Source organism: Chitinimonas naiadis (genome assembly GCF_054780835.1).
The window spans coordinates 679,934-700,693 of the sequence record NZ_BAAGVO010000004.1 but is presented as its reverse complement, the minus strand read 5'-3'; the positions used below and the strand labels follow the sequence as shown (position 1 = coordinate 700,693).

At 58.7% G+C, this 20,760-nt stretch carries 6 protein-coding genes; 4 read left to right on the top strand and 2 right to left on the bottom strand.

The genetic code is table 11. The features are described from left to right. Window positions 1–113 precede the first annotated feature (113 nt). Entirely contained in the window at window positions 114–4,079 is a 3,966-nt protein-coding gene (locus ACYVHK_RS09190; protein ID WP_460530254.1) for a PAS domain S-box protein, read from the bottom strand. A 352-nt stretch (window positions 4,080–4,431) separates the two neighbouring features. Between ACYVHK_RS09190 and ACYVHK_RS09185 the strand changes: the two genes are divergently transcribed. From ACYVHK_RS09185 to galU, 4 genes are all read left to right on the top strand, one after another. Then, window positions 4,432–6,885 (top strand): two-component system response regulator, encoded by a 2,454-nt coding sequence (locus ACYVHK_RS09185; RefSeq protein ID WP_460530251.1) that lies wholly within the window; start codon window positions 4,432–4,434, stop codon window positions 6,883–6,885. A gap of 183 nt (window positions 6,886–7,068) precedes the next feature. Then, window positions 7,069–8,403, top strand: coding sequence for an arginine/agmatine antiporter (adiC, locus tag ACYVHK_RS09180; protein WP_460530248.1), 1,335 nt, complete (start codon window positions 7,069–7,071; stop codon window positions 8,401–8,403). 12 nt (window positions 8,404–8,415) lie between these two features. Continuing rightward, window positions 8,416–10,722, top strand: coding sequence for an Orn/Lys/Arg family decarboxylase (locus ACYVHK_RS09175; RefSeq protein ID WP_460530244.1), 2,307 nt, complete (start codon window positions 8,416–8,418; stop codon window positions 10,720–10,722). 283 nt (window positions 10,723–11,005) lie between these two features. Next, window positions 11,006–11,869 carry a UTP--glucose-1-phosphate uridylyltransferase gene (galU, locus tag ACYVHK_RS09170; protein ID WP_460530241.1) on the top strand — a complete coding sequence of 288 codons (864 nt, stop codon included), beginning with the start codon at window positions 11,006–11,008 and terminating at the stop codon, window positions 11,867–11,869. A gap of 29 nt (window positions 11,870–11,898) precedes the next feature. On the opposite strand, the gene ACYVHK_RS09165 is transcribed toward galU, so the two are convergent. Further along, entirely contained in the window at window positions 11,899–20,541 is an 8,643-nt protein-coding gene (locus ACYVHK_RS09165; protein ID WP_460530238.1) for a GH36-type glycosyl hydrolase domain-containing protein, read from the bottom strand. Window positions 20,542–20,760: the final 219 nt, after the last annotated feature.

Below are 20,760 nucleotides of genomic sequence, written 5' to 3'. Positions count from 1 at the left end.
ACCCACCGGGATGCAGGGTTCTCCGCACTTTGCATCCGTATTTCAACTTTAGACTGTCAGGTGGACGGAAGTTTTCTTCTCGACCAGCGTATGGATGGGGCTTGATGCGATGTTCAAGAAGATTGAACGGCGAGCCGTTCCCTTAATCCTTCACATACACTCAGCGCCGACTTGAAGTCGAGCCGGTTGATGCTATGCGCCAATTGTTCGCATTCCAACGGCCACTGGGCGTTAAGACTCGGCTGGATATCGGCGAAATGATTGATCGCGCTAAGGTTGGTGGTTTCGAGTTGCATGGACAGTTGCGTCAGGTGCTCACGCAAATCGTCGAACTGGAGTAAGCCACTGTCTGGTTCAAGGTATGAAGAAGTCGATGACGAGGCGACGTTCAGCATCTCAACCGTTTGCTGCAATTGAAATAGTGCTTTTTGGGTCTGGACAATTGCATCGCGATGCGAATCACAGGATTGAGCGAGCCGGATATGTTGTTCAAGCTGTTTGATCTGGCTGGAGAGATGTTCTGCGCCTATCGTCGCCGTCAGGCCCTTCAGGCTATGTAAGGTGCGACATACGTCGTCTATCTGGTTGATGGTCACATGCTGGTCTAACTGCATGGTCAGCATGTCAGCTTCTGCCAGATAGTTGCGCAGGGCATTGCGGTAGATATGTAGATGGCCGCCAAACCGATCCAAGGCCACCTTGACATTCAATCCTCCCTGGCTTGCTTGCAGCAGCACCGATTCTGCATAGCTTTCCATCGATGTTTCGGGCCTTACCGGGGCTTGCTCAGGCAGTTGGGCGTGGCGAAGGATGACTTCGACCAACTGGTTAATGTCAAAAGGTTTGCCGACGTGTTCGTTCATGCCGGCGGCCAGGCAGGCTTCCCGATCAGACGCCATGGCATTGGCCGTCATGGCGATAATGGGTAGCTTCTGCAATCCTAGTTCTTCCCGAATGAAGCGGGTCGCAGCATAGCCATCCATATCCGGCATCTGGATATCCATCAGTACGCCGTCAAACGGGAAAACGGCGTTTCGTATCGCATCGATGCCTGCTTGCCCGCCGCTGGCAACGGCAACCTGCGCGCCTTCGTTACTTAGCAGTTCCCTGGCTACTTGCTGGTTGGTGAGATTGTCCTCGACAACCAGCAAGTGCATACCCAGCAAGCGTTGCTGGCTGATGGCTTTTTTGCGTGGTGGGGGAGGCAGTTTGCCATGGCTGGCCTTGGCGTCGATGACGGCGTCAAATAGCATGGAAGCCGTGATGGGCTTAACCAGGAATCCGTCAAGCAGCGCCTGCTCCTCGGCCATTCTCTGCGCCAACATTTCCTTACCCTGCACGGTCACCATGACGATCAAGGGCGGGACGCCGTTGCGTGCCATCTGACGGATACGCAAGCTCGTCTCCCAGCCATCCATATCGGGCATCCGCCAGTCGATGAAGATGATCTCAAAAGGCTCTACGCTGGGATGATCCTGAAGCAATCGCAGTGCTTCTGCGCCGCTGTTGACCAGTGTTGGCTGCCAGCCCAGGCTCAGTACGATGCTGGCAATGACATCCCGTGCACTGGCATTGTCGTCGACGATCAGGACACGGATATCGCGTAGCGAAGCACTGTCTCTGTCGTCGGTTGGTGGGGGCTCATCGCTCAGTTGCAAGGGTAGGGTGAAGTAGAACGTGCTGCCAACGCCCAGCGTGCTATCTAGTGACAGTTGGCCGCCCATCATACTGACGAGGCGTTGGCTGATGGCCAGTCCAAGCCCGGTACCGCCAAAGCGTCGTGTGGTAGAAGCCTCTGCTTGAGAAAAGCCCTCAAAAATATGGGAACTATGTTCGGGGGCGATACCAATGCCGGTATCACGGACGCTGAAATGTAGGGTCAATACATCGTTATCTTGGCTGAGCAGGCGTATCGCGAGGACGATTTCACCACGTTCGGTGAACTTGATGGCATTGCCGCCCAGATTGATTAGTATTTGTTGCAACCTCAACGCGTCACCGCGCAGCATGCGAGGAATCCTGGCGTCAATATCAAACAGAATCTCGATGTCTTTTTTGCCGACATTGGCTGACAGGATGATGCCTATGCTACGCATCATCTTATCGACGTCAAACCCGTGCGAATCGAGCACAAGCTTGCCGGCCTCTATCTTGGAGAAATCGAGGATGTCGTCAAGGATGCCCAAGAGTGCTCGCGCCGCTGAATCAGTCTTGTCGACATAGTCGGCTTGCCGATAGGTCATTTCCGTCTGTTGCAGCAACTGCACCATGCCGAGAATGGCATTCATCGGCGTGCGTATCTCATGGCTCATATTGGCCACGAACTCGCTCTTGGATCGGCTCGCCGCCTCTGCGACAGACTTTGCCTCCTCCAAAGCGGTTTGATGGCGACGCCGTTCCGACACGTCCAGTACAAAGGCAATTGCGCCGCGCTTTCCCTCCACCAGGATGGGGCCAATGGCTACCTCCGCTGGGAATTGACTACCATCATACCGTCTCGCGGCAAAATCCCGATTGGGGCTCATGAATCTTGGCCGCGCTGAGTCGTCGGAAATGAAGTCGGTGCGCTTGGCAATGTGGTTGCGGCGTTCACCTTCAGGTATCAGCGCCTCGATCAGTTCGCCGTGCAGCGTGCCTTTGTCATACTGGAACATTTCGTGGGCCGATTCATTGGCCCTGACGATACGGCCATCCTGGTCCACGACCAGCAGTGCACCTGGTGCCAAGGTAAACATGGCATCAATCTCGTTTCTTCTTTGCTCTGAGAGGGCCACCTCCCGTGCCAGTCGGTCGTTGAGTTCCGACATGGCATTGGCCGTGCGCTTTGCCTCGCTGATGTCTTGTGTCTGAGAGACAAAATGTACCGGTTGCCCGGCATCGTTGCGAACGATGGATCGGCTGAGCAAGACCCAGACCACGTGGCCATTTTTATGGATATAGCGTTTCTCGATCTGGTAGGTATTGAGCTTGCCATCCAGTAGCTGCTGTACGCAGGCCATCTCGGTCGCCAGATCATCGGGATGTGTGAGTGCCTGAAAATGGGTATTGAGCAATTCTTCTTCGTCGTAACCGATGATTCCGCACAGTGCGCGATTGACCATAAGCCACTTGCCACTAAGGGACACGAGGCCGATTCCGTTCGCTGCGGTCTGGAAGGCGCTGCGAAACTGGTTCTCACTCAATTTCATCGCCTGTTCATGATCCCGGCTTTGCTGGGTAATGGCCCCTAGTATCAAGGGTGGAATCACCGTGAGTAGCAGGGGGATATAGATCAGCAGAATGGACCAGGCAGTGCCTTGGTTCGGTGGTACAAAGTAGCCAAACGCGATCATGGTGCCGCAGGTCAGTGCGCTGGCGAGCACGGGTAATGCGGCTCCGGCCGTTCCGTAGAGGGCAGCTGCGAGGGTGATCGAAATTGTCACGTAGATGAACGGGTAGGGTAGCCAGCGCAGGGCAATGACATCGAGCAAAACGGTGAGTAACACCAGGCCGAGTGATGCCGTGCCAAATAGGGTACGGATTGAATTCCGATCCTGGGACACCAGGAGAGCCAGCGGCAGGATGCTGCAGGTACCTATGGCCGAGCCGGCAAACCATCGCGGCCAAACCATGTCGAAGTCGGCAAATCCATGTAGCGCGATGGTGCTTGCCCCAAGGCAGGCACCCAGCGCGGCAGGAAGGACACCCCCAAGCAGCAATAGCCTCAGCATCTCCCTGGGTGAATGAGCGAACTGCTGCCATTGCCCGACACGGTTCAGCAGTGTGGCTGCAAACAAGGATTCGAGCAGGTTTGCAGGGAGGAAGGATGCAGACTGCGACAGTGCGTCGCCCATTACCAGGTTGGCTGTGAGATTGCCGGCTGCAGCTGCGGCCAGCATACCTGGCCAACGACGAAGAGGGTTAAGTAGCAGACATACCGTCAACCAGGCATTGGCAAACCAGAGTGTGGCGATGTTGTCATGCTGGCGGGCCAGATAAACACATAGCAGCGCCAGCAGGGCATAAATGCCACCGCAAAGCAGATAACGCTGTCCAGCCCTGCTGGAAAGCCAGGACCGCGCTTGTTCCTCCGATTGCATCAGGCTTCCCCTACCTCATCAACCCGTATCGGGTGGTCTGCCTGGATATTGATTTTGGCGCGCAGTCTTATCAGGAGTGGCAATTCAGCCGACGCTGGCATGACTACGAGAGGTAGCCCTCAGGCTGGTTCTACCCTCACTCCAAGGTAGACCAAGACAGCCTTGCATCAAAGCCGATTCGCCGATATTTCTTATAACGATAAGTAGTAGGCGATAGGGGTGTTGCACGACGATCATCATGTTTTTCATGGTGAAAAGCGCATTCCAGTGCTATCAAGCAGTTAGAACAAATGAAAAGCACGTAGTGCCTGCCGGCTCTCGGGTCGGGGTTACTTTGGAGCGAGGAAGCGCCTTGTTTATCAATCTCCCGGAATCTAGGCGGCCGGTGATATTGATCGTTGACGACGTGGTCGCCAACATCAAGCTCATGGGTAGCGCGCTGGAAGGCATGGGCGTACTCCTGTTCGCCACCAGCGGCGCTGATGCCTTGCAGGTCGCCCGCAAGGAACACCCCGACCTGGTGTTGCTCGATATCGAAATGCCCGGCATGGACGGTTACGAGGTCTTCCGTTCGCTCAGGGCGCTGCCTAGTACGCAGGATTGCTCCGTCATCTTTGTCACAGCGCATGAAGACGAGGCCTATGAGTCACAGTCATTGGCACTAGGTGGAAGCGACTTTCTCTCCAAGCCGATCAATCGATCAATCTGCCGCCTGCGGGTTCAGAATCAACTTACGCTCAAATCCCAGCGGGATGCGCTGGCCAAGGCCCAGCATGATCTTCGCGAACTGGTCCATTACCTTCCTGCGTTCGTCGCATTCTGGGGGGGGGACATGGAAAACCGTTTCTGCAATGACGAGGAAGGCTATTGGTTTGGCATCCCTGCCTCCCACATGGTGGGTCTGCCCTTGGCTGCGATTGTTGGCGGGCTGGCTTTTCAGCAACTACGCAGCCATGTCGAACAAGCTGTCGCTGGTGAAGAAAGCACACTCGAGCTTGAATTACCGCCGCGTAACGGACAGCCAAGCTACGCCCAGGTGTCGCTGGTGCCACATGCCATTGAAGGTACGGGCCGTGGCTTCTTGACGCTGATGACCGACATCAGTGACCGCAAGCTGGCTGAGATGGCGTTGAGCGACGAAAAGGAGCGTATGCGGGTCACGCTCAATTCGATCGGCGACGCGGTCATTGCGACGGATACCGAGGGCATCGTGACCTTTATGAACCCGATTGCAGAGCAGATGACGGGCTGGCGTGCCCGTGAAGCGGTCGGCCAGCCGATTGAACAGATCATGCGCTTACGAGATGCAACGAGCCATTCGGTACTGCGCAATCCGGTCATGTTGGCGCTCAAGGAGCAGCGCATCGTTGGTCTTGCACTGGACAGCAACCTACTGGCTCAGTCCGGTAGAGAGCATGCGGTTGAAAATTCCGCAGCGCCCATACGGAATCATCAGGGTGAGATCAGTGGCGCGATCACGGTCTTTCGTGACGCCAGTGTTTCAAGAGCGCTGGCGGTCAAGATGAGTCATCTTGCCCATCATGATCCACTAACCGATCTACCCAACCGGGTGCTGTTGCAGGACCGTATCGCCCAGTCCTTCCAGGTAGCCGACTGGGGCCATACCCATGTGGCCATGTTGTTGCTGGACCTTGATCACTTCAAGTTCATCAACGAGACCATCGGCCACGCTGCGGGTGATGAGCTATTGCAGCAGGTGGCACAACGTTTCAAAGCGGTGCTGCGTGCCAACGATACGCTGAGCCGATTGGGGGGGGACGAGTTTGCGGTACTGATGCCTGAGCTGATTGCCATCGACGATGCGGGTACTACTGCGGGCAAGTTGCTGAGCGCGATGGAGGAGCCGTTTGATGTCGATGGCAGCCGGTTCAATCTTGGTTTGAGCCTGGGCATCAGTGTTTATCCCGATGACAGCCGCGACCAGGAAACCTTGATGCGACATGCCGATGTCGCCATGTATCGCGCCAAGCAGGAGGGACGTAACCGCTATCGCTTCTTTTCGGCCGAGCTCGAAGACATGGTGCAGAGCCGGCACCTGCTGGATCAGCATCTGCGCAAGGCGCTGGAAGAGCGTCGGTTTGACGTCTTCTATCAGGGTAAGGTGCAGGCGAGCGACGGCAAACTGGTTGGCATGGAAGCTTTGGTTCGGATGTACAACGACGAGGGCAAGCTGGTGTCGCCCGCGCAGTTCATCCCGCTGGCGGAAGAGACCGGCTTGATCGTGCCGCTAGGCAAGATGGTTTTGCAGGCAGCTTGCCATCAGGCTGCAGCCTGGCATCTGTCAGGACATTCGCTCAAGACCTCGGTCAATATCGCTGCAGCGCAATTTGCCGCCGGCAATTTCCCTGATCTGGTGTCTGCGACACTGACCGACAGCGGCCTGCCGGCCCATTTACTCGAACTGGAGATTACCGAAGGCACGCTGATGCTGGATGCGGATCTGGCTCGTGAGACACTGACGGCGCTCAAGGCATTAGGTGTGTCCATCTCCATCGACGACTTTGGCACCGGGTATTCCAGTCTTGCCTATCTCAAGCGATTCCCGCTCGATACGCTCAAGATCGACCAGTCGTTTGTACGAGACATGCTGGAGGATACGAGTGACTTGACCATCATCAAAACCATCATTGCCCTTGGGCAGGCGCTCGGTATGGAGCTGGTGGCCGAGGGGGTAGAGACCCAGGCCCAGTCAGATTGCCTTCGCGAATTGGGTTGCGAGATCATGCAGGGTTATCTCTACAGCCGACCTCAACCGGCCTCCGCCTGGCAGTTACCATCACTTTAAAGGGAATTGTATAGGGCAAGCGTCAAGGCTGATGGATTTGCCGAAGATCAATATAACTGGATATCCCAGGCCTGAAGGATAGGCATGCTGGCAAGGTTCGCCAATAATGAGCAAGGCGTGGCGGGCCGGCTGTACAGAACAATCCCGCCCTTGGTAATGCAATCGACGAGCGGAGGGCAGGTTATGAGCGAGAGTGCAAACGGGCACAAGGTCGGACTGATCCCCGTCATGCTGATGGTGGCGGGCAATATCATGGGGTCGGGCGTATTCATGCTGCCGGCCAATCTCGCCGCCACGGGTGGTATTGCCATCTACGGCTGGCTGGTGACGATCGCCGGTGCGGTGGCACTCTCCCTGGTCTACGCGAAGATTTCCGCGATCGACCCGAGTCCCGGCGGTTCCTACGCCTATGCCCGGCGTGCTTTCGGTCCTTTTGCCGGTTACCAGACCAATCTCATCTACTGGCTCTCTGCCTGGATAGGCAATATCGCCATGGTCGTTGTAGGGGTGGGCTACCTTGCCTACTTCTTCCCCATCCTGCACCAACCGCTGGTGCTGACGGCAACCTGTATTGCGGTGCTGTGGTTGTTTGTCTTCCTCAATATCCTGGGGCCACGCATGATCACCAAGGTGCAATCGGTGACCACGGTGCTGGCGCTGATACCCATTCTCGGCGTGGCGATATTTGGCTGGTTCTGGTTCAAGGAGTCCACCTATATGGCCGCCTGGAACGTCAGCGGCCTGAGTGATTTCGGCGCCGTACAGAGCACGCTCAACGTGACGCTGTGGTCCTTTATCGGCGTGGAGACCGCCTCAGTCGCGGCGGCGGTGGTCGAGAACCCCAAGCGCAACGTGCCTATCGCTACCATCGGCGGCGTGCTGATCGCGGCGGTGTCCTATGTGCTGTCCACCACGGCCATCATGGGGATGATCCCCAATGCTGCCCTCAAGGTATCGGCCTCGCCGTTCGGCGATGCCGCGCGCCTCGCACTCGGGGATATCGGTGGTGCAATAGTGGTGTTCTGCGCTGCAGCGGGCTGCCTGGGTTCGCTCGGTGGCTGGACCCTGGTTGCTGGGCAGACCGCCAAGGCGGCGGCCGATGACGGGCTGTTTCCACCCATATTCGGCAAGGCCGACAAGCGGGGTACGCCGGTTGCAGGGCTGATCATCGTCGGGCTGCTGATGACAGCCTTCCAACTCACTACCATCTCCCCCAATGCCAGCAAGCAGTTCGGCATTGTGTCCTCGGTCACCGTCATCTTCACCTTGGTGCCTTATATCTACACCTGTGCGGCACTGATGCTCATGGGCCATGGTCATCTTGGTGAGCAGCGGCGCTTCTACCATTTCATCACCGTGGTCGCCTTTGCTTATTCGCTGTGGGCCATCGTCGGCTCCGATCCGACCCAGGTCACGTGGTCTTTCGCCGTGGTGCTGGCGACGGCGGTGATGTATGCGATCAACTACAACCGGACCCATCAGGCGGCTTTCCCGCTACCGGTTGCCGATACCAAGTAAGAGGATGCACCCATGCTGGAACGCAACAACAAGTCCATGAAGCGCAAGGTGCTGATCGTTGACGACGACGTCGCCACTGGCACCACCACTGATTGCCGGGCGATCCGTGATCTGTTGATCGAACTGAACGAGCGCGGCTATGACGTGATCCAGGCTGCCACCTTCGAGGACGGCTATGCCGCGGTGGTGTCCGACGCAGCTATTCACTGCGTGTTTCTCGACTGGACACTGGGCGACAACAATCGCGCCTCGCACGAACAGGCCATGGGGCTGCTGCGCGAGATCCGCCGCCGCAATGCGCGCCTGCCGGTATTTTTGATGGCCGAGCATGCCGCGCAGCATTCGCTGACGGTGGAGGCCATGGAGCTGGCCAATGAGTTTGTCTGGATGCAGGAGGACACGGCCTCGTTTGTCGGCGGTCGGGCCGAGGTGGCGATCCGTCGCTACCTCGACGAGCTGATGCCCCCGTTCACCAAGGCGATGATCGACTACGCCCGTAATACCCGCGAATACTCCTGGGCGGCCCCTGGCCACCAGGGCGGGGTCGCCTTTACCAAGACGGCAGTCGGCCGCGAGTTCTTCGATTTCTTCGGCGAAAACCTGTTCCGGGTGGATTCCGGCATCGAGCGTGCCTCGCTCGGCTCGCTGCTCGATCATAGTGGCCCGATCGGCGAGGCAGAGCGCTACGCCGCTCAGGTGTTCGGTGCGCACCAGAGCTATTCGGTGCTCAATGGCACCTCCGGGTCCAACCGCACCATCATGGCGGCTACGGTGGGGGAGGGGGAGTTTGCGTTATGTGATCGCAACTGCCACAAATCCATCGAGCAAGGCCTGGTCATGACCGGTGGTGTCCCGGTGTTTTTCACCCCCACCCGCAACCGCTACGGCATCATCGGCCCTATTCCGCCTGCCCAGTTCAGCCCCGCTGCCATTCGCGACAAGATCAGCAGCCATCCCTTGAAGTCCCTGGCCAAGCATGACAAACCGGTCTATGCGGTGGTCACCAACTGTACCTATGACGGCATGTGCATCGATGCCGAGCATGCCCAGGATCTCCTCGCGCAGAGCGTGGACATGATCCACTTCGACGAGGCCTGGTACGGCTACGCGCGCTTCAATCCGATGTACCGGAAGCGCTATGCAATGCGTGGTGATCCGGCCAGCCACCCGGCCGATGGGCCGACGGTGTTCTCGACCCAGTCCACCCACAAGCTGCTCGCCGCCTTGTCGCAGGCTTCGTATATCCATATCCGCAACGGCAAGCATCCGATCGAGCATAGCCGGTTCAATGAGTCCTACATGCTGCAGGCCTCGACTTCGCCGCTGTACGCCATCATTGCCTCGAACGAGGTCGGCGCTGCCATGATGGATGGTCCGCGCGGCGAGACCCTGACCCAGGAAGTCATCGACGAAGCCGTGGACTTCCGCCAGGCCCTGGCGCGGGCGCATCGTGACCTGGCTGCGCGTGGAGAATGGTTCTTCTCGCCCTGGAATACGCCCGAGGTGACCGACCCGGCCACCGGCAACCGCGTACCGTTTGCCGATGCCCCACGCGAGCTGCTGGCGCGCGACCCGGATTGCTGGGTGCTCAAGCCCGGCGAAGCCTGGCATGGCTTTGGCGACATCGAACCCGGCTGGTGCCTGCTGGACCCGATCAAGGCGGGCATCGTATGTCCCGGCATGGGCATGGATGGCGAGCTGGAGGCACAGGGTGTCCCGGCGGCGGTGCTGTCCGCCTTCCTTTATCGCCACGGCATCATCCCCTCGCGCACGACGGATTTCATGGTGCTGTGCCTGTTCTCCATGGGCATCACCAAGGGCAAGTGGGCGACGCTGATCAACGTGCTGCTGGAGTTCAAGCGCCAGTACGATCGCAACGTGCCGCTGAACCAGGCCTTGCCTGACCTGGTCGCGACGGCGCCAACCCAGTACGGCAAGCTGGGCCTGCGTGACCTTTCCGAGCGTATGTTCGCGGCGATGAAGCAGAACCATATGGATAAATGGCAGGCACATGCCTTCAGCAGCCTGCCCGAGCCCCGAGTGCTGCCGCGGCTGGCTTTCCAGAAACTGATGGCGGGCGATGTTGAACTGCTGCCGCTGGACCAGTTGGCCAATCGCATTTCGGCAGTGGGGGTCATTCCCTACCCGCCGGGCATTCCTATCGTCATGCCGGGCGAGAGCTTTGGCAGCCAGGCCGAACCCTGGTTGAGCTATATGCGGGCCATGCAGGAGTGGGGCAGATTGTTCCCCGGCTTCGAGAAGGAAGTTGAGGGTTCGGTGGTCAAGGATGGCGTGTATCACGTCTGGTGTCTGAAGTAGCGCTGGCAAGCGAAAACAACGCCGCGACCCATGGTTGGGATCGCGGCGTTGTGCTTTCTGCCGCGTCGATGTACGGGCTTGGAGACCCTGCGTCTGATAGATGTATCCGGTACTTCAAAGCGGTGTACCTTGGGTCAGGTATCCGTGGGTAGACCTGCATGTTGTGAACCGCCGCAAGGGTCAACCGAATCGATCGTCGGAAAGGTAAAGCGGAGTAGAAACAGGATGAAACGAAGTAGGTAAATGCATACAAAGTGCCGGTCGCGGCCTGGAGCGGGAAAAAATGAAAATCTCAAAAGCGGTGTTCCCGGTTGCCGGGTTCGGCAGTCGTTTTCTGCCTGCTACCAAGGCCAGTCCGAAGGAAATGATGCCGGTGGTGGACAAGCCGCTGATCCAGTACGCGGTCGAGGAGGCCGTTGCTGCCGGCATTACCGATATGGTCTTTATTACAGGCCGCAACAAGCGCGCGATCGAAGACCATTTCGATACGGCTTATGAAGTGGAAGCGGAGCTGACTGTCCGTGGCAAGCTTGAGTTGCTGCGAGCGGTGCAGGATGTCATACCGAAGTCGGTGAATTGCATTTACATCCGGCAGTCTGAGGCTTTGGGTTTGGGTCATGCGGTACTTTGCGCCCAGCCTGTGGTGCAAGATGACCCCTTTGCCGTCATTCTGGCGGATGACCTGATCGACGGCTCCCCGGGTGCCATCAAGCAGATGGTGGATGTGTTCAACGACTATGAGTCCTCCGTCCTTGGGGTGCAGGATGTGCCACGTGACCAGACGGACCGCTATGGCATCGTCAGTAGCAGCCCATTGGCGGCGAATGTCGAACGGGTCAACGGTATCATCGAAAAGCCCAGCCCACAGGAGGCCGTGTCCACCTTGGCTGTGGTTGGCCGTTACATCCTTACCCCCAGGATCTTTCATCATCTGGCACAAGTTCGCGCTGGCGCTGGCGGTGAAATACAACTGACCGATGGTATTGCGGCGTTGATGCAGGAAGAAAGACTGTTGGCATGTCGCGTCAGGGGCAAGCGCTATGACTGTGGCTCCAAACTCGGTTATCTGATGGCACAGGTCGCCCTTGGGCTCAAGCACGCGGACTTGCGTGATGACTTTGCCGAGTATCTGGCCAGCTTGCGCTAAGGGGGCAGAAACCACCCCCCTATGCGTCATCAGGTTAAACTTGAATCCAGGTTTAGATAAGCGATCACTACGACGTAGTGATCGACCTTGTCATCCCGCAATGCCACTACCTGATCGTCCTGCGTCGCACCGTCCACGGTCAGTCGTTGCATCCCATTTGGGTGCGTCGTGTCGGTCACGTCTTGCAGCACGGTGATGTGATACAACGTATCGCGGTAGCGATAATGCAGCTTGAATGAAGGCCAGTTTCGATTGGGGCATGGCGCAAAGGTCAGTGTCTCCCCAGTTCGCCGCAGGCCTAGCAGCGACTCCACCATCAAGCGATACATCCAGCCCGCGGAGCCCGTGTACCAGCTCCACCCCCCTCGTCCCACATGCGGTGCCAAGGCATAGACATCGGCAGCCATCACGTAGGGCTCCACCTTGTAGATAGCAGCACTCTCGGCCGTGGCCGTGCGGTTCAGCGGGTTGATGATGGCGAGCAGCTCCCAGGCCCGCTCCTGATCACCCAGCGCGGCATAGGCCATGGCTGCCCAGATCGCACCGTGGGTATATTGACCGCCGTTTTCTCGCACGCCCGGCACGTAACCTCGAATATAACCAGGATCAAGATCCGAGGTGTTGAACGGCGGTGTGAGCAACTGTACCAGGCCATCCTGCGGACGAACCAGATGCAGGTACACCGCATCCATGCCCTCCCGCGCGCGCGCTGCATCACCCGCGCCGGACATTACCGCCCAGCTTTGCGATATCGAATCAATCCGGCATTCGGTATTGCCCACTGAACCAAGCGGCCGTCCATCATCGAAGTAGGCCCGGCGATACCAGGCGCCATCCCAACCGTGCTGTTCGATGTTCTGGCCGAGCCGGATGGCTTCCGTTTCGCATAGCGCGGCAAAGTCAGGATCTCCCCGTTGTGTGGCCAAGGCGCCAAATTGGCGCAGGACGTTGTAGAGGAAGAATCCCAGCCAGATGCTTTCTCCGCGGCCGTCAATGCCGACCAGATTCATGCCATCGTTCCAGTCACCGGAGCCCATCAGCGGCAGGCCATGTTGGCCCATATTCAAACCATGCCGTATTGCCCGCACGCAATGTTCATACAGGCTGGCTATCTCGGTCGAATGGCCGGGCAGATCGTAGTAGGAGTCATCACCAGGATTGACCGGACGCCCTTCGAGAAAGCCCACGGGCTCATCGAGTACACCGGTATCGCCCGTAGTCGTCACATAGCGGCAGACGACGAGGGGTAGCCAGAGGTAGTCATCCGAGCAATGTGTACGTACACCTCGGCCTGCGGGTGGGTGCCACCAGTGCTGGACATCGCCTTCCAGGAACTGACGGCCTGCACAACGCAGCAGATGATCGCGTGCAAGGCCTGGTGCCGTATGGACGAGCGCGGCGACATCCTGCAGCTGATCCCGAAAGCCAAAAGCGCCGCCAGACTGATAGTAGCCACTGCGTGCCCATAGGCGACAAGCCAGTGTCTGATAAGGCAGCCAGCCATTGACCAGTACATCGAAAGCCGGTTCGGGCGTTTCCACCTGCACCGCACCCAGCGTCTCCCGCCAGTGCTGCCAGACTTTCTCCAGCGCAGTCCGTGCCGCAAATACGCCACGAAAGCGTTGCACCAGCGCTCCGGCATCGGCCAGATTGCTGGCCATGCCCAACCGGAAAACGATCTCGCGCGCTTGCCCCTCGGCCAGTTCGATCTGCACCTGCATGGCGCCGCATGGGTCCAGTCCTGCGCCGACTTTGCCGGACAGACGTGTCCGGCGTAGACCCGCCGGATTACGCATCGTACCGTTGCGACCCAGGAATTCCACACGATCGCCGCTGACGCTTCGGCTGGGATCGTCGACGTCAAGAAAGCCGATCCGATCCGCGAATTCTGTACTGTAAGGATTGCGCGCATAGAGCGCGCCATTCTGAATGGCCACTTCGGTGCACAGATGCATGGCCGTCCTGGCGCGAAGATCCCCCAGCAGCCATTCAACATAGGTCGTCGCGGAGAGCTTGCGTGGCCGGCCTGATTCGTTGCGCAGCTTCAATACTGAGAACTTGACCGCTGCATCCATTGCGACATACACCCACAGCTCGCTTCGTATACCGCCCACCTGCGTCTCGAAGACGCTGTAGCCGAAACCATGGCGAACCACATAGGACGTGCCGGCATGCGCCGGCAGAGGCGTCGGGCTCCATACCTGGCCGGTTTCTTCGTCCCGCAGGTAGATCGCCTCACCGCATCCATCGCTGACAGGGTCGTTGTGCCACGGTGTCAGGCGGAACTCGTGGGCATTTTCTCCCCAGGTATAGGCCGCGCCGCTTTCTGAAATGACCGTACCAAATTGCGGGTTGGCAAGCACGTTCACCCATGGCGCGGGCGTTACCTGATCAGGTGCCAGCGTCATCACGTATTCGCGCCCATCGGTTGTGAACCCACCCAAGCCGTTGCGCAGGATCAACTCGCGATGGGGGGGCGCTTCCTCATTGGCCTTCTCTACCTTGATGCTACGACTGGGAAGCAACAAAGGCGGGCGCTGTTCCGCCAGGTTGCGATGGTCCAGCTGCTCCAGCAACGTGCCGCGTGTATCAGATATCACGATACGTGCTACGGCCTGGAACAGGATTCTGTCCTCGCCAGAAATCTGTTCGGCCGGCCGCACGAATATCCCGCCCGGCCTATCGATGACATTGGCCTCAATGCCTGAGGCAATCATGCCGATGATCTGTTCCTGCAAGCGTTGCCGGTAGGCCGCGTGGTCTTCGTTCCAGATCACCAGATCAACCGCCAGCCCCTTCAGACGCCAATAGGCGTGTGCCTGGACCAGTTGCCGCACGAGTTCGATGTTGGCGGCGTCAGTGATCTGTAACAGTACGATGGGCAGATCGCCCGAGATGGCGTAGCCCCACAAGCCGGATTGGCCGCGTCGGTTCTGGATCAATATCGTCGGGTCGGCCCGTAAAGAAGCATTGGCATAGATCACCGAGCTGGCGAGACGGGCATGCAACTGGGCGTCGGTCTCGCTGGCATTGATCTGCTGCAGCACGACCTGACTATGCGTCCAGGCGAGGTCAAACACCCGGTCCGCAAGGTGCCGATCCTGGTACTTGTCGATCAGACCCATGGCCAGTTCGCGTGTCTCGGCCATGCCGGATACAACATCCAGGGTGACGGATTGGTCCGGGTCAAGTGTGACCATACAACGTATGGCTACGATCGGGTCCAGCACCGAACCCGCGCTCCCTGACAGCGACGTCTTGTCCCGCATGGCGGCCGGTGCAACCCCTGTCCGGTTCCTGCCGATAAAGCGTGATCTGTCGGTCTCGTAGGAAACGGCATCTGTGTCTACACCGTGTACCGCCATCAGGTGCAGCATCCAGGGGGCCTGTTCGCTCAGGGAGCGCGACCGACGTGTACACAGGATGGCGTGCCGCTCAGGAATGATCTCGGTCTGCACGAACAGGTTACTGAAGGCCTGGTGCAGGGCATCTGCGGCGGCGGGGGCAATCACCACTTCGGCATAGCTGGTGATGTCGATTTGCCTGCGCATGTCCGTTCGATTGGTGATCTTGGTCCTCCGCAGTTCGACATCATCCTCGGGGGAGACCACGATCTCGGTATAGGTTTCGAGCTGGGCATCGCTGCTGCCGACCGAATCGCGACGCCGGAACTCCGCACGTCGCTCGGAGAAGATTGCCTCGAACTGCTGCGGCCTGACCAGCGTGGGCTGGTGAGAGGTGGACCAGTAGCTACCACTGGTGATATCGCGGATATAGCAAAAGGTGCCCCAGTTATCGCAGGTACCGTCCTCACGCCAACGTGTTACCGCGAGGTCCTTCCAGCGGCTATAGCCGCCACCCGAATTACTGACCATGACGTGATAACGGCCGTTGGAGAGCAACTGGACTTCAGGCGCCGAGGTGTCGGGATTGTGAAACAGGCGGATAGGCGTTTCCGCCGCGACGGCAGTAAAGCGACCATCAAAACTGTGTGACCGATGTGATAACAACGCCGTCGGTCTCGGTACTTTTTCCTGAAGCAGCAGCATAACGGCCTGCAGCTCCGGATCGGCCTCGAATCGCCGTTGCATGGGCCTGTTCAGCAACTCATACGCGAGCGATAGCAAAACCATGCCCTGATGGTGTGCAAGGTAGGAGCGTACCAGGGCGCGAGATTCGCCACGCCGTTGTCGGGCGGGTGTGTAGTCGATGGCTTCAAAGCAGCCGAACTTGCCAATATAGCCCTCGGCAGATAGTCGCTGCAGGTTCAGACACGCGGCTTCCGGTGCCACCATTAGTGCCAGGGCTGACGCATAGGGGGCGATAACGAGATCTTCAGCCAGCCCACGTTTGAGGCCGAGGCCCGGGACGCCAAAGGCGCGGTACTGGTAGTTGAAGTAGCCGTCGACGGTGTTGTAGCCGGATTCCGAAATACCCCACGGCACATTGCATTGCCGACCATATTCGATCTGCCGTGTTACGGCAGCCTTGTAGGTCTGGTCGAGCAAAGTATGGTCGTAGGTTGGCATCACCAGGAGCGGCATCAGGTACTCGAACATGGAGCCGCTCCAGGACATCAGCACCGGCTCCCCCCCGGCCGAGGTAGCGAGCAGGCGCCCCAGCGCGAACCAGTTTTCCTGTGGTATCTGGCTTTGTGCGATCGCGACGAAACTGCCCAGTCTTGCTTCCGAAGCCAGTAGATCGTAATAGCTTGCATCCATCCGATGCTCGGCCACGTTGTAACCGATTGATAGCAGCTGATTGCGCTTGTCGAACAGGAACTCGTAGTCCATGCGGGCCAGTTTTGCTGCCGTCGAAGCGAGCGCTGTAAGCGTCGCCAGCCTTTCACGCGCTCGTTGACTGCCTTGTACAACGGCGCGCTGGAAATCGGCCAACCAGGCATGCAGGGTTTGCGAGGCGACCGGGGCTTGCCACTGCACCATGCGGCTATCCAGCTCGGCATCGAGCTGCGCCAGTTGATGAAGGTTGGTCATCTTGTCGCAGCCGATCAAAGTACGCAGTTCCTCCGGCGCCGACGGCAGCAGCAGCCAGGGTGCAAGAAATGTCAGGTCGTCGAGCTCCTCATGGCATTGCGTAATCAGTGTTTGCGCCCATGCGGAGGCTTCCAGCTGCTTTGCGGCATGGCTCGCCGCTGATGTACCGTTGCCCTCGGCGTGTTGAGCAATCTGTAGCGACAGATCGTTGGCGCAGCGACAAAGCTGTATCAAGGCCAGGTGGAGGTCCGCTAGCGAGTTAAAAGGCATGGCAGCTGCGGACGCCAGCCCTTGTCGGAATGCATCCAGCGCTTCCGCACTAAAGCGTTTTGCTGGTTCGGCCAGTAGCGAATACGTATCGCTGAGGCCATCAAATGTCTGCGCCGACAATATCGGTTCGCTGGTCAAGGCCAGCAAGCCTGAGCGCAATGTCAGCAGGTGGCCCGCAAGATTGCCGCTATCCACTGTGGAGATGTAAAGCGGTGGCAAGGGTTGCAGGGTTTGCGTGTCGTACCAGTTATAGAAGTGGTTGCGGTATTGCTCCATGCCGCTCATGGTCCGAAGTGTGTTGTCGGTCCGCTCAAGCAGTTTGCGACAGGTCAGGTAGCCAAAATCGTAGGCGGTCAGGTTGGCCAGTAAGGCCAGTCCGATATTGGTGGGCGAGGTCCGATGGGCCACCGCGGAGGTACGATATTCCTGGTAGTTATCTGGTGGCAGCCAATGGTCCGCTGGGCCGACGAAGGTGTCGAAGAACGCCCAGGTGCGGCGTGCCAGTACACGCAGGAATTGGCGCTGCGCTGCGGTCAGATTGGCAATGCGACGAATCAAGGGATGGCTGATCCACCAGGCCATGGCGGGCGAGGCCAGCCAGAGCAGCAATAGGGGTAATGCAAAGGGCAGGGCCATCGGATTGAAGGTGAGGACGTAGACGGCGATACCCACCGCCATAGCGGGGCCGATCGCCATCAGTCGGAAGCTCGCGGTCAGGGTATTGCGTTTGGATGAGGCGGCCTCTCGGTCTGTTTCGCTTGAAGGATTCCACTCCAGCAGGCGCCGATGTGAGAACGCAGTGCGCCAGAGCGTGCGAAGGATGGCATCCAGGCTGTAGTAGGCCTGGTAAGGGAGACAGGCGAGTTCAAACAACACTTGCAGCACATGCCGAGCGGCCGCCTGATAGATGATCGACAGCTGTTGCCTGAGCAGAACTTCATCCGGCCTGCGGAACAGATCGACCAGACCAGAAAGGAGGGTAGGCGCAAGCAGCATCCCGACCGCAACCATGGTCCAAAGGCCTGCTGACGGTAGCGTCCATCCCACGAGGAGGAACAGTAGCAGTGCAATGGGAACCAGGCTGCGGCGCAGGTTGTCGAGCAGCTTCCATTGTGACAACGCAGAAAGCGGGCTCCCCCTGCGGTTTGTGCCAGTGCCCGCAGTCGGGACCTGGCGCCAGAGCCAGCCAGCCAATTGCCAATCACCGCGTATCCAGCGATGGCGGCGGCTCACATCCGCGTGATAGCTCGCAGGGTAGTCCTCGTAGAGCGACACATCACTTAGCAGACCGGAGCGTGCATAGCAGCCCTCCAGCAGGTCATGGCTGAGCAGGCGGTTGTCGGGAAAACTACCCGACAGGGTTTGCTCCAGCGCGTCGACATCGTAAATGCCCTTGCCAATAAACGAGCCTTCGCCAAATACGTCCTGATAGACGTCGGAAACCGTACGGGTATAGGGGTCAATACCGGGCTCGCCACCGTACAGGCGCGCAAAGCGGGAGCGGTTGGTCCCTGGTAGGCTTATCGCCACACTGGGCTGCAGGATGCCGTAGCCTGCGGTGATGCAACGCCTTTGCGGATCGTAATGCGGATGATTCAAGGGGTGCGCCATGGCACCTATGAATTGCCGGGCCGCATCGCGTGGTAATTGCGTATCGGTATCCAGCGTGATGACATATTTGACGGAGGTCAGGATCGTAATGTCGCCAACCAGCAGGGAGAAATGCGCTTTGGCCTTGCCCTGTGTATCGCGCAAGAGGGCATTCAGATCCTCCAGCTTGCCGCGTTTGCGTTCTCGTCCCATCCATGTTTGTTCTTGTGGGTTCCAAAGGCGGGGCCGATGAAGCAGAAAGAAGATATCGCTACGCGGTGGTACCTGGTCTCCGCCATATTTTTCGTTCAACGCCACGATGCGCATTTGCGCGAGCTCGAGCAAGGGGGCGTCTTCGGCCAGCGTTTCTCGGGCGGCGTCGAGAAAGTCGGTCAATAGGCCAAAATGCAAATGGGTATCTCGATTGGCCAGGAATCGGACTTCCAGTGCTTCCACCAACTCCTCGACATTGGCCGCGCTGGTGAGCAGGGTCGGAACCACGACCAGCGTGCGCGCTCGCGGTGGGATTCCATGGTCGTAGTCCATCCTGGGCAGGGGCTTTGGTTCCACCAGCAAGCTGGACAGCCAGTTCACCAGGGTGATGACCAATTGGCTGCTTACCAGCAGGGTGATCAGGCCTAGCGGACCGAGCAACCAGGCAGGCGCGCCGGTGGCATACCATTGCACGACCAACGTCGCACTGAGCAGCAAGCTGATCAGCAGGATGCTCCCCAGGTAAGGTAGGAGGGGATGCCTCCCAGCCACCCTGCCGATAGACCGGACGATGCCCGGCGGTGCCTGAGCCTTGGACTCCAGTGCCGGCAAGCCTTGATCCACCAGGTAGTAGCCGACGTGCTGGCTGTACCGCGTGGTGTCGCTACCCTGGTTGGCATCGTTTCGTGCCATAGCAATCGCCAGACGCGCCAGACCTCCCTCGGAAAGCTTGCCCTGCTTGGCGATTGTTTCGATGGCATGCCGATAGCGGTCACGGGTCATGAAATCCATCGCGCCATAAATGCCCGCTGGGTCCAGAAGCAGCGCCTGTTCCACCACACTCATCGATTCGACAAAGGTTCGCCAATCGGTCGTGCCCAGGACGCGAAGGCTACCGATGCTATTGCTGACGGATACCTGATTTGCTGCCTGCTGCTGGTTCTCTGACTGCACCAGGTGTTCGATGGTCTGGCCCGATTCGGAAAGCCGCTGTTCTATCCACGTCAATGGCAGTGCCAGCGCCGGACCACGACCCTGCAGGCGGCGTGCGAGTTCGGCGACGAAGGCGCTACCCATGACCGGGTCGGAACGGGCCATGTCCGCAATGACGAGGATCAGACTCTTAGGGTCCTTCTCGGCGATTTCGGTCATTTGATCGGCCCAGCTGTCGGCAAGATTTCTCTCTGCCCGACCTGCTGCTATGCGCATGCCGACGCGACGCAGGTTCTCGATCACGGCCAGACGCAGCATGATGGGGATGGCCCAGAGCTCGCCGAGCTTGAGCTCGTTCACGCTTTGATAGGCGACCATAAAGCGGCCAAGCGTTTCCATATCGACCCGGCCGTCACCATGCGAAATGATCTCCAGGGCAATGTCGTAGACGCGTGGACGCCCCGCAGATGGTCCGTTGGCCAGGCGTGGGAGCTCCCGGCTGTAACCTTTCGGAAGATGCCGTTTCGCCGTGCGGATCTGTTCTTCGATCAGATAGAAGTTGTCCAGCAACCAGCCACCTGCAGGGGTAATCTGGCGCTTCGCCGTGACCACGCTCACCAATAGCTTGCAGACATTGATCAGCTTAGCCTCGTTGTCGGCGAGCCTGGTCAATAGCTGATCCGGTGCCCACCCTGTGGCCAGTACATGGGATACAGCGAGCGTTTTTCCGTGCTGCGCCATCTGATCGGCGCTGAAGAGCTCTGATCGGATTGGCGAGTCCTCAATACCCGTCGGGCGCTCATCGCTTTGGCTCATCCTCCGCCAACGCCAGCCGAATAAGTCAGTGAGGTAGTGGGTGGCGGTGGACAATTCAGTAGGCCCTTCTCGTCG

What these genes read in the sequence shown, in the direction of transcription:
- ACYVHK_RS09190 (WP_460530254.1), bottom strand. Translation starts at nt 4,079, where the DNA reads ATGCAATCGGAGGAACAAGCGCGGTCCTGGCTTTCCAGCAGGGCTGGA.
- adiC (WP_460530248.1), top strand. Translation starts at nt 7,069, where the DNA reads ATGAGCGAGAGTGCAAACGGGCACAAGGTCGGACTGATCCCCGTCATG.
- ACYVHK_RS09175 (WP_460530244.1), top strand. Translation starts at nt 8,416, where the DNA reads ATGCTGGAACGCAACAACAAGTCCATGAAGCGCAAGGTGCTGATCGTT.
- galU (WP_460530241.1), top strand. Translation starts at nt 11,006, where the DNA reads ATGAAAATCTCAAAAGCGGTGTTCCCGGTTGCCGGGTTCGGCAGTCGT.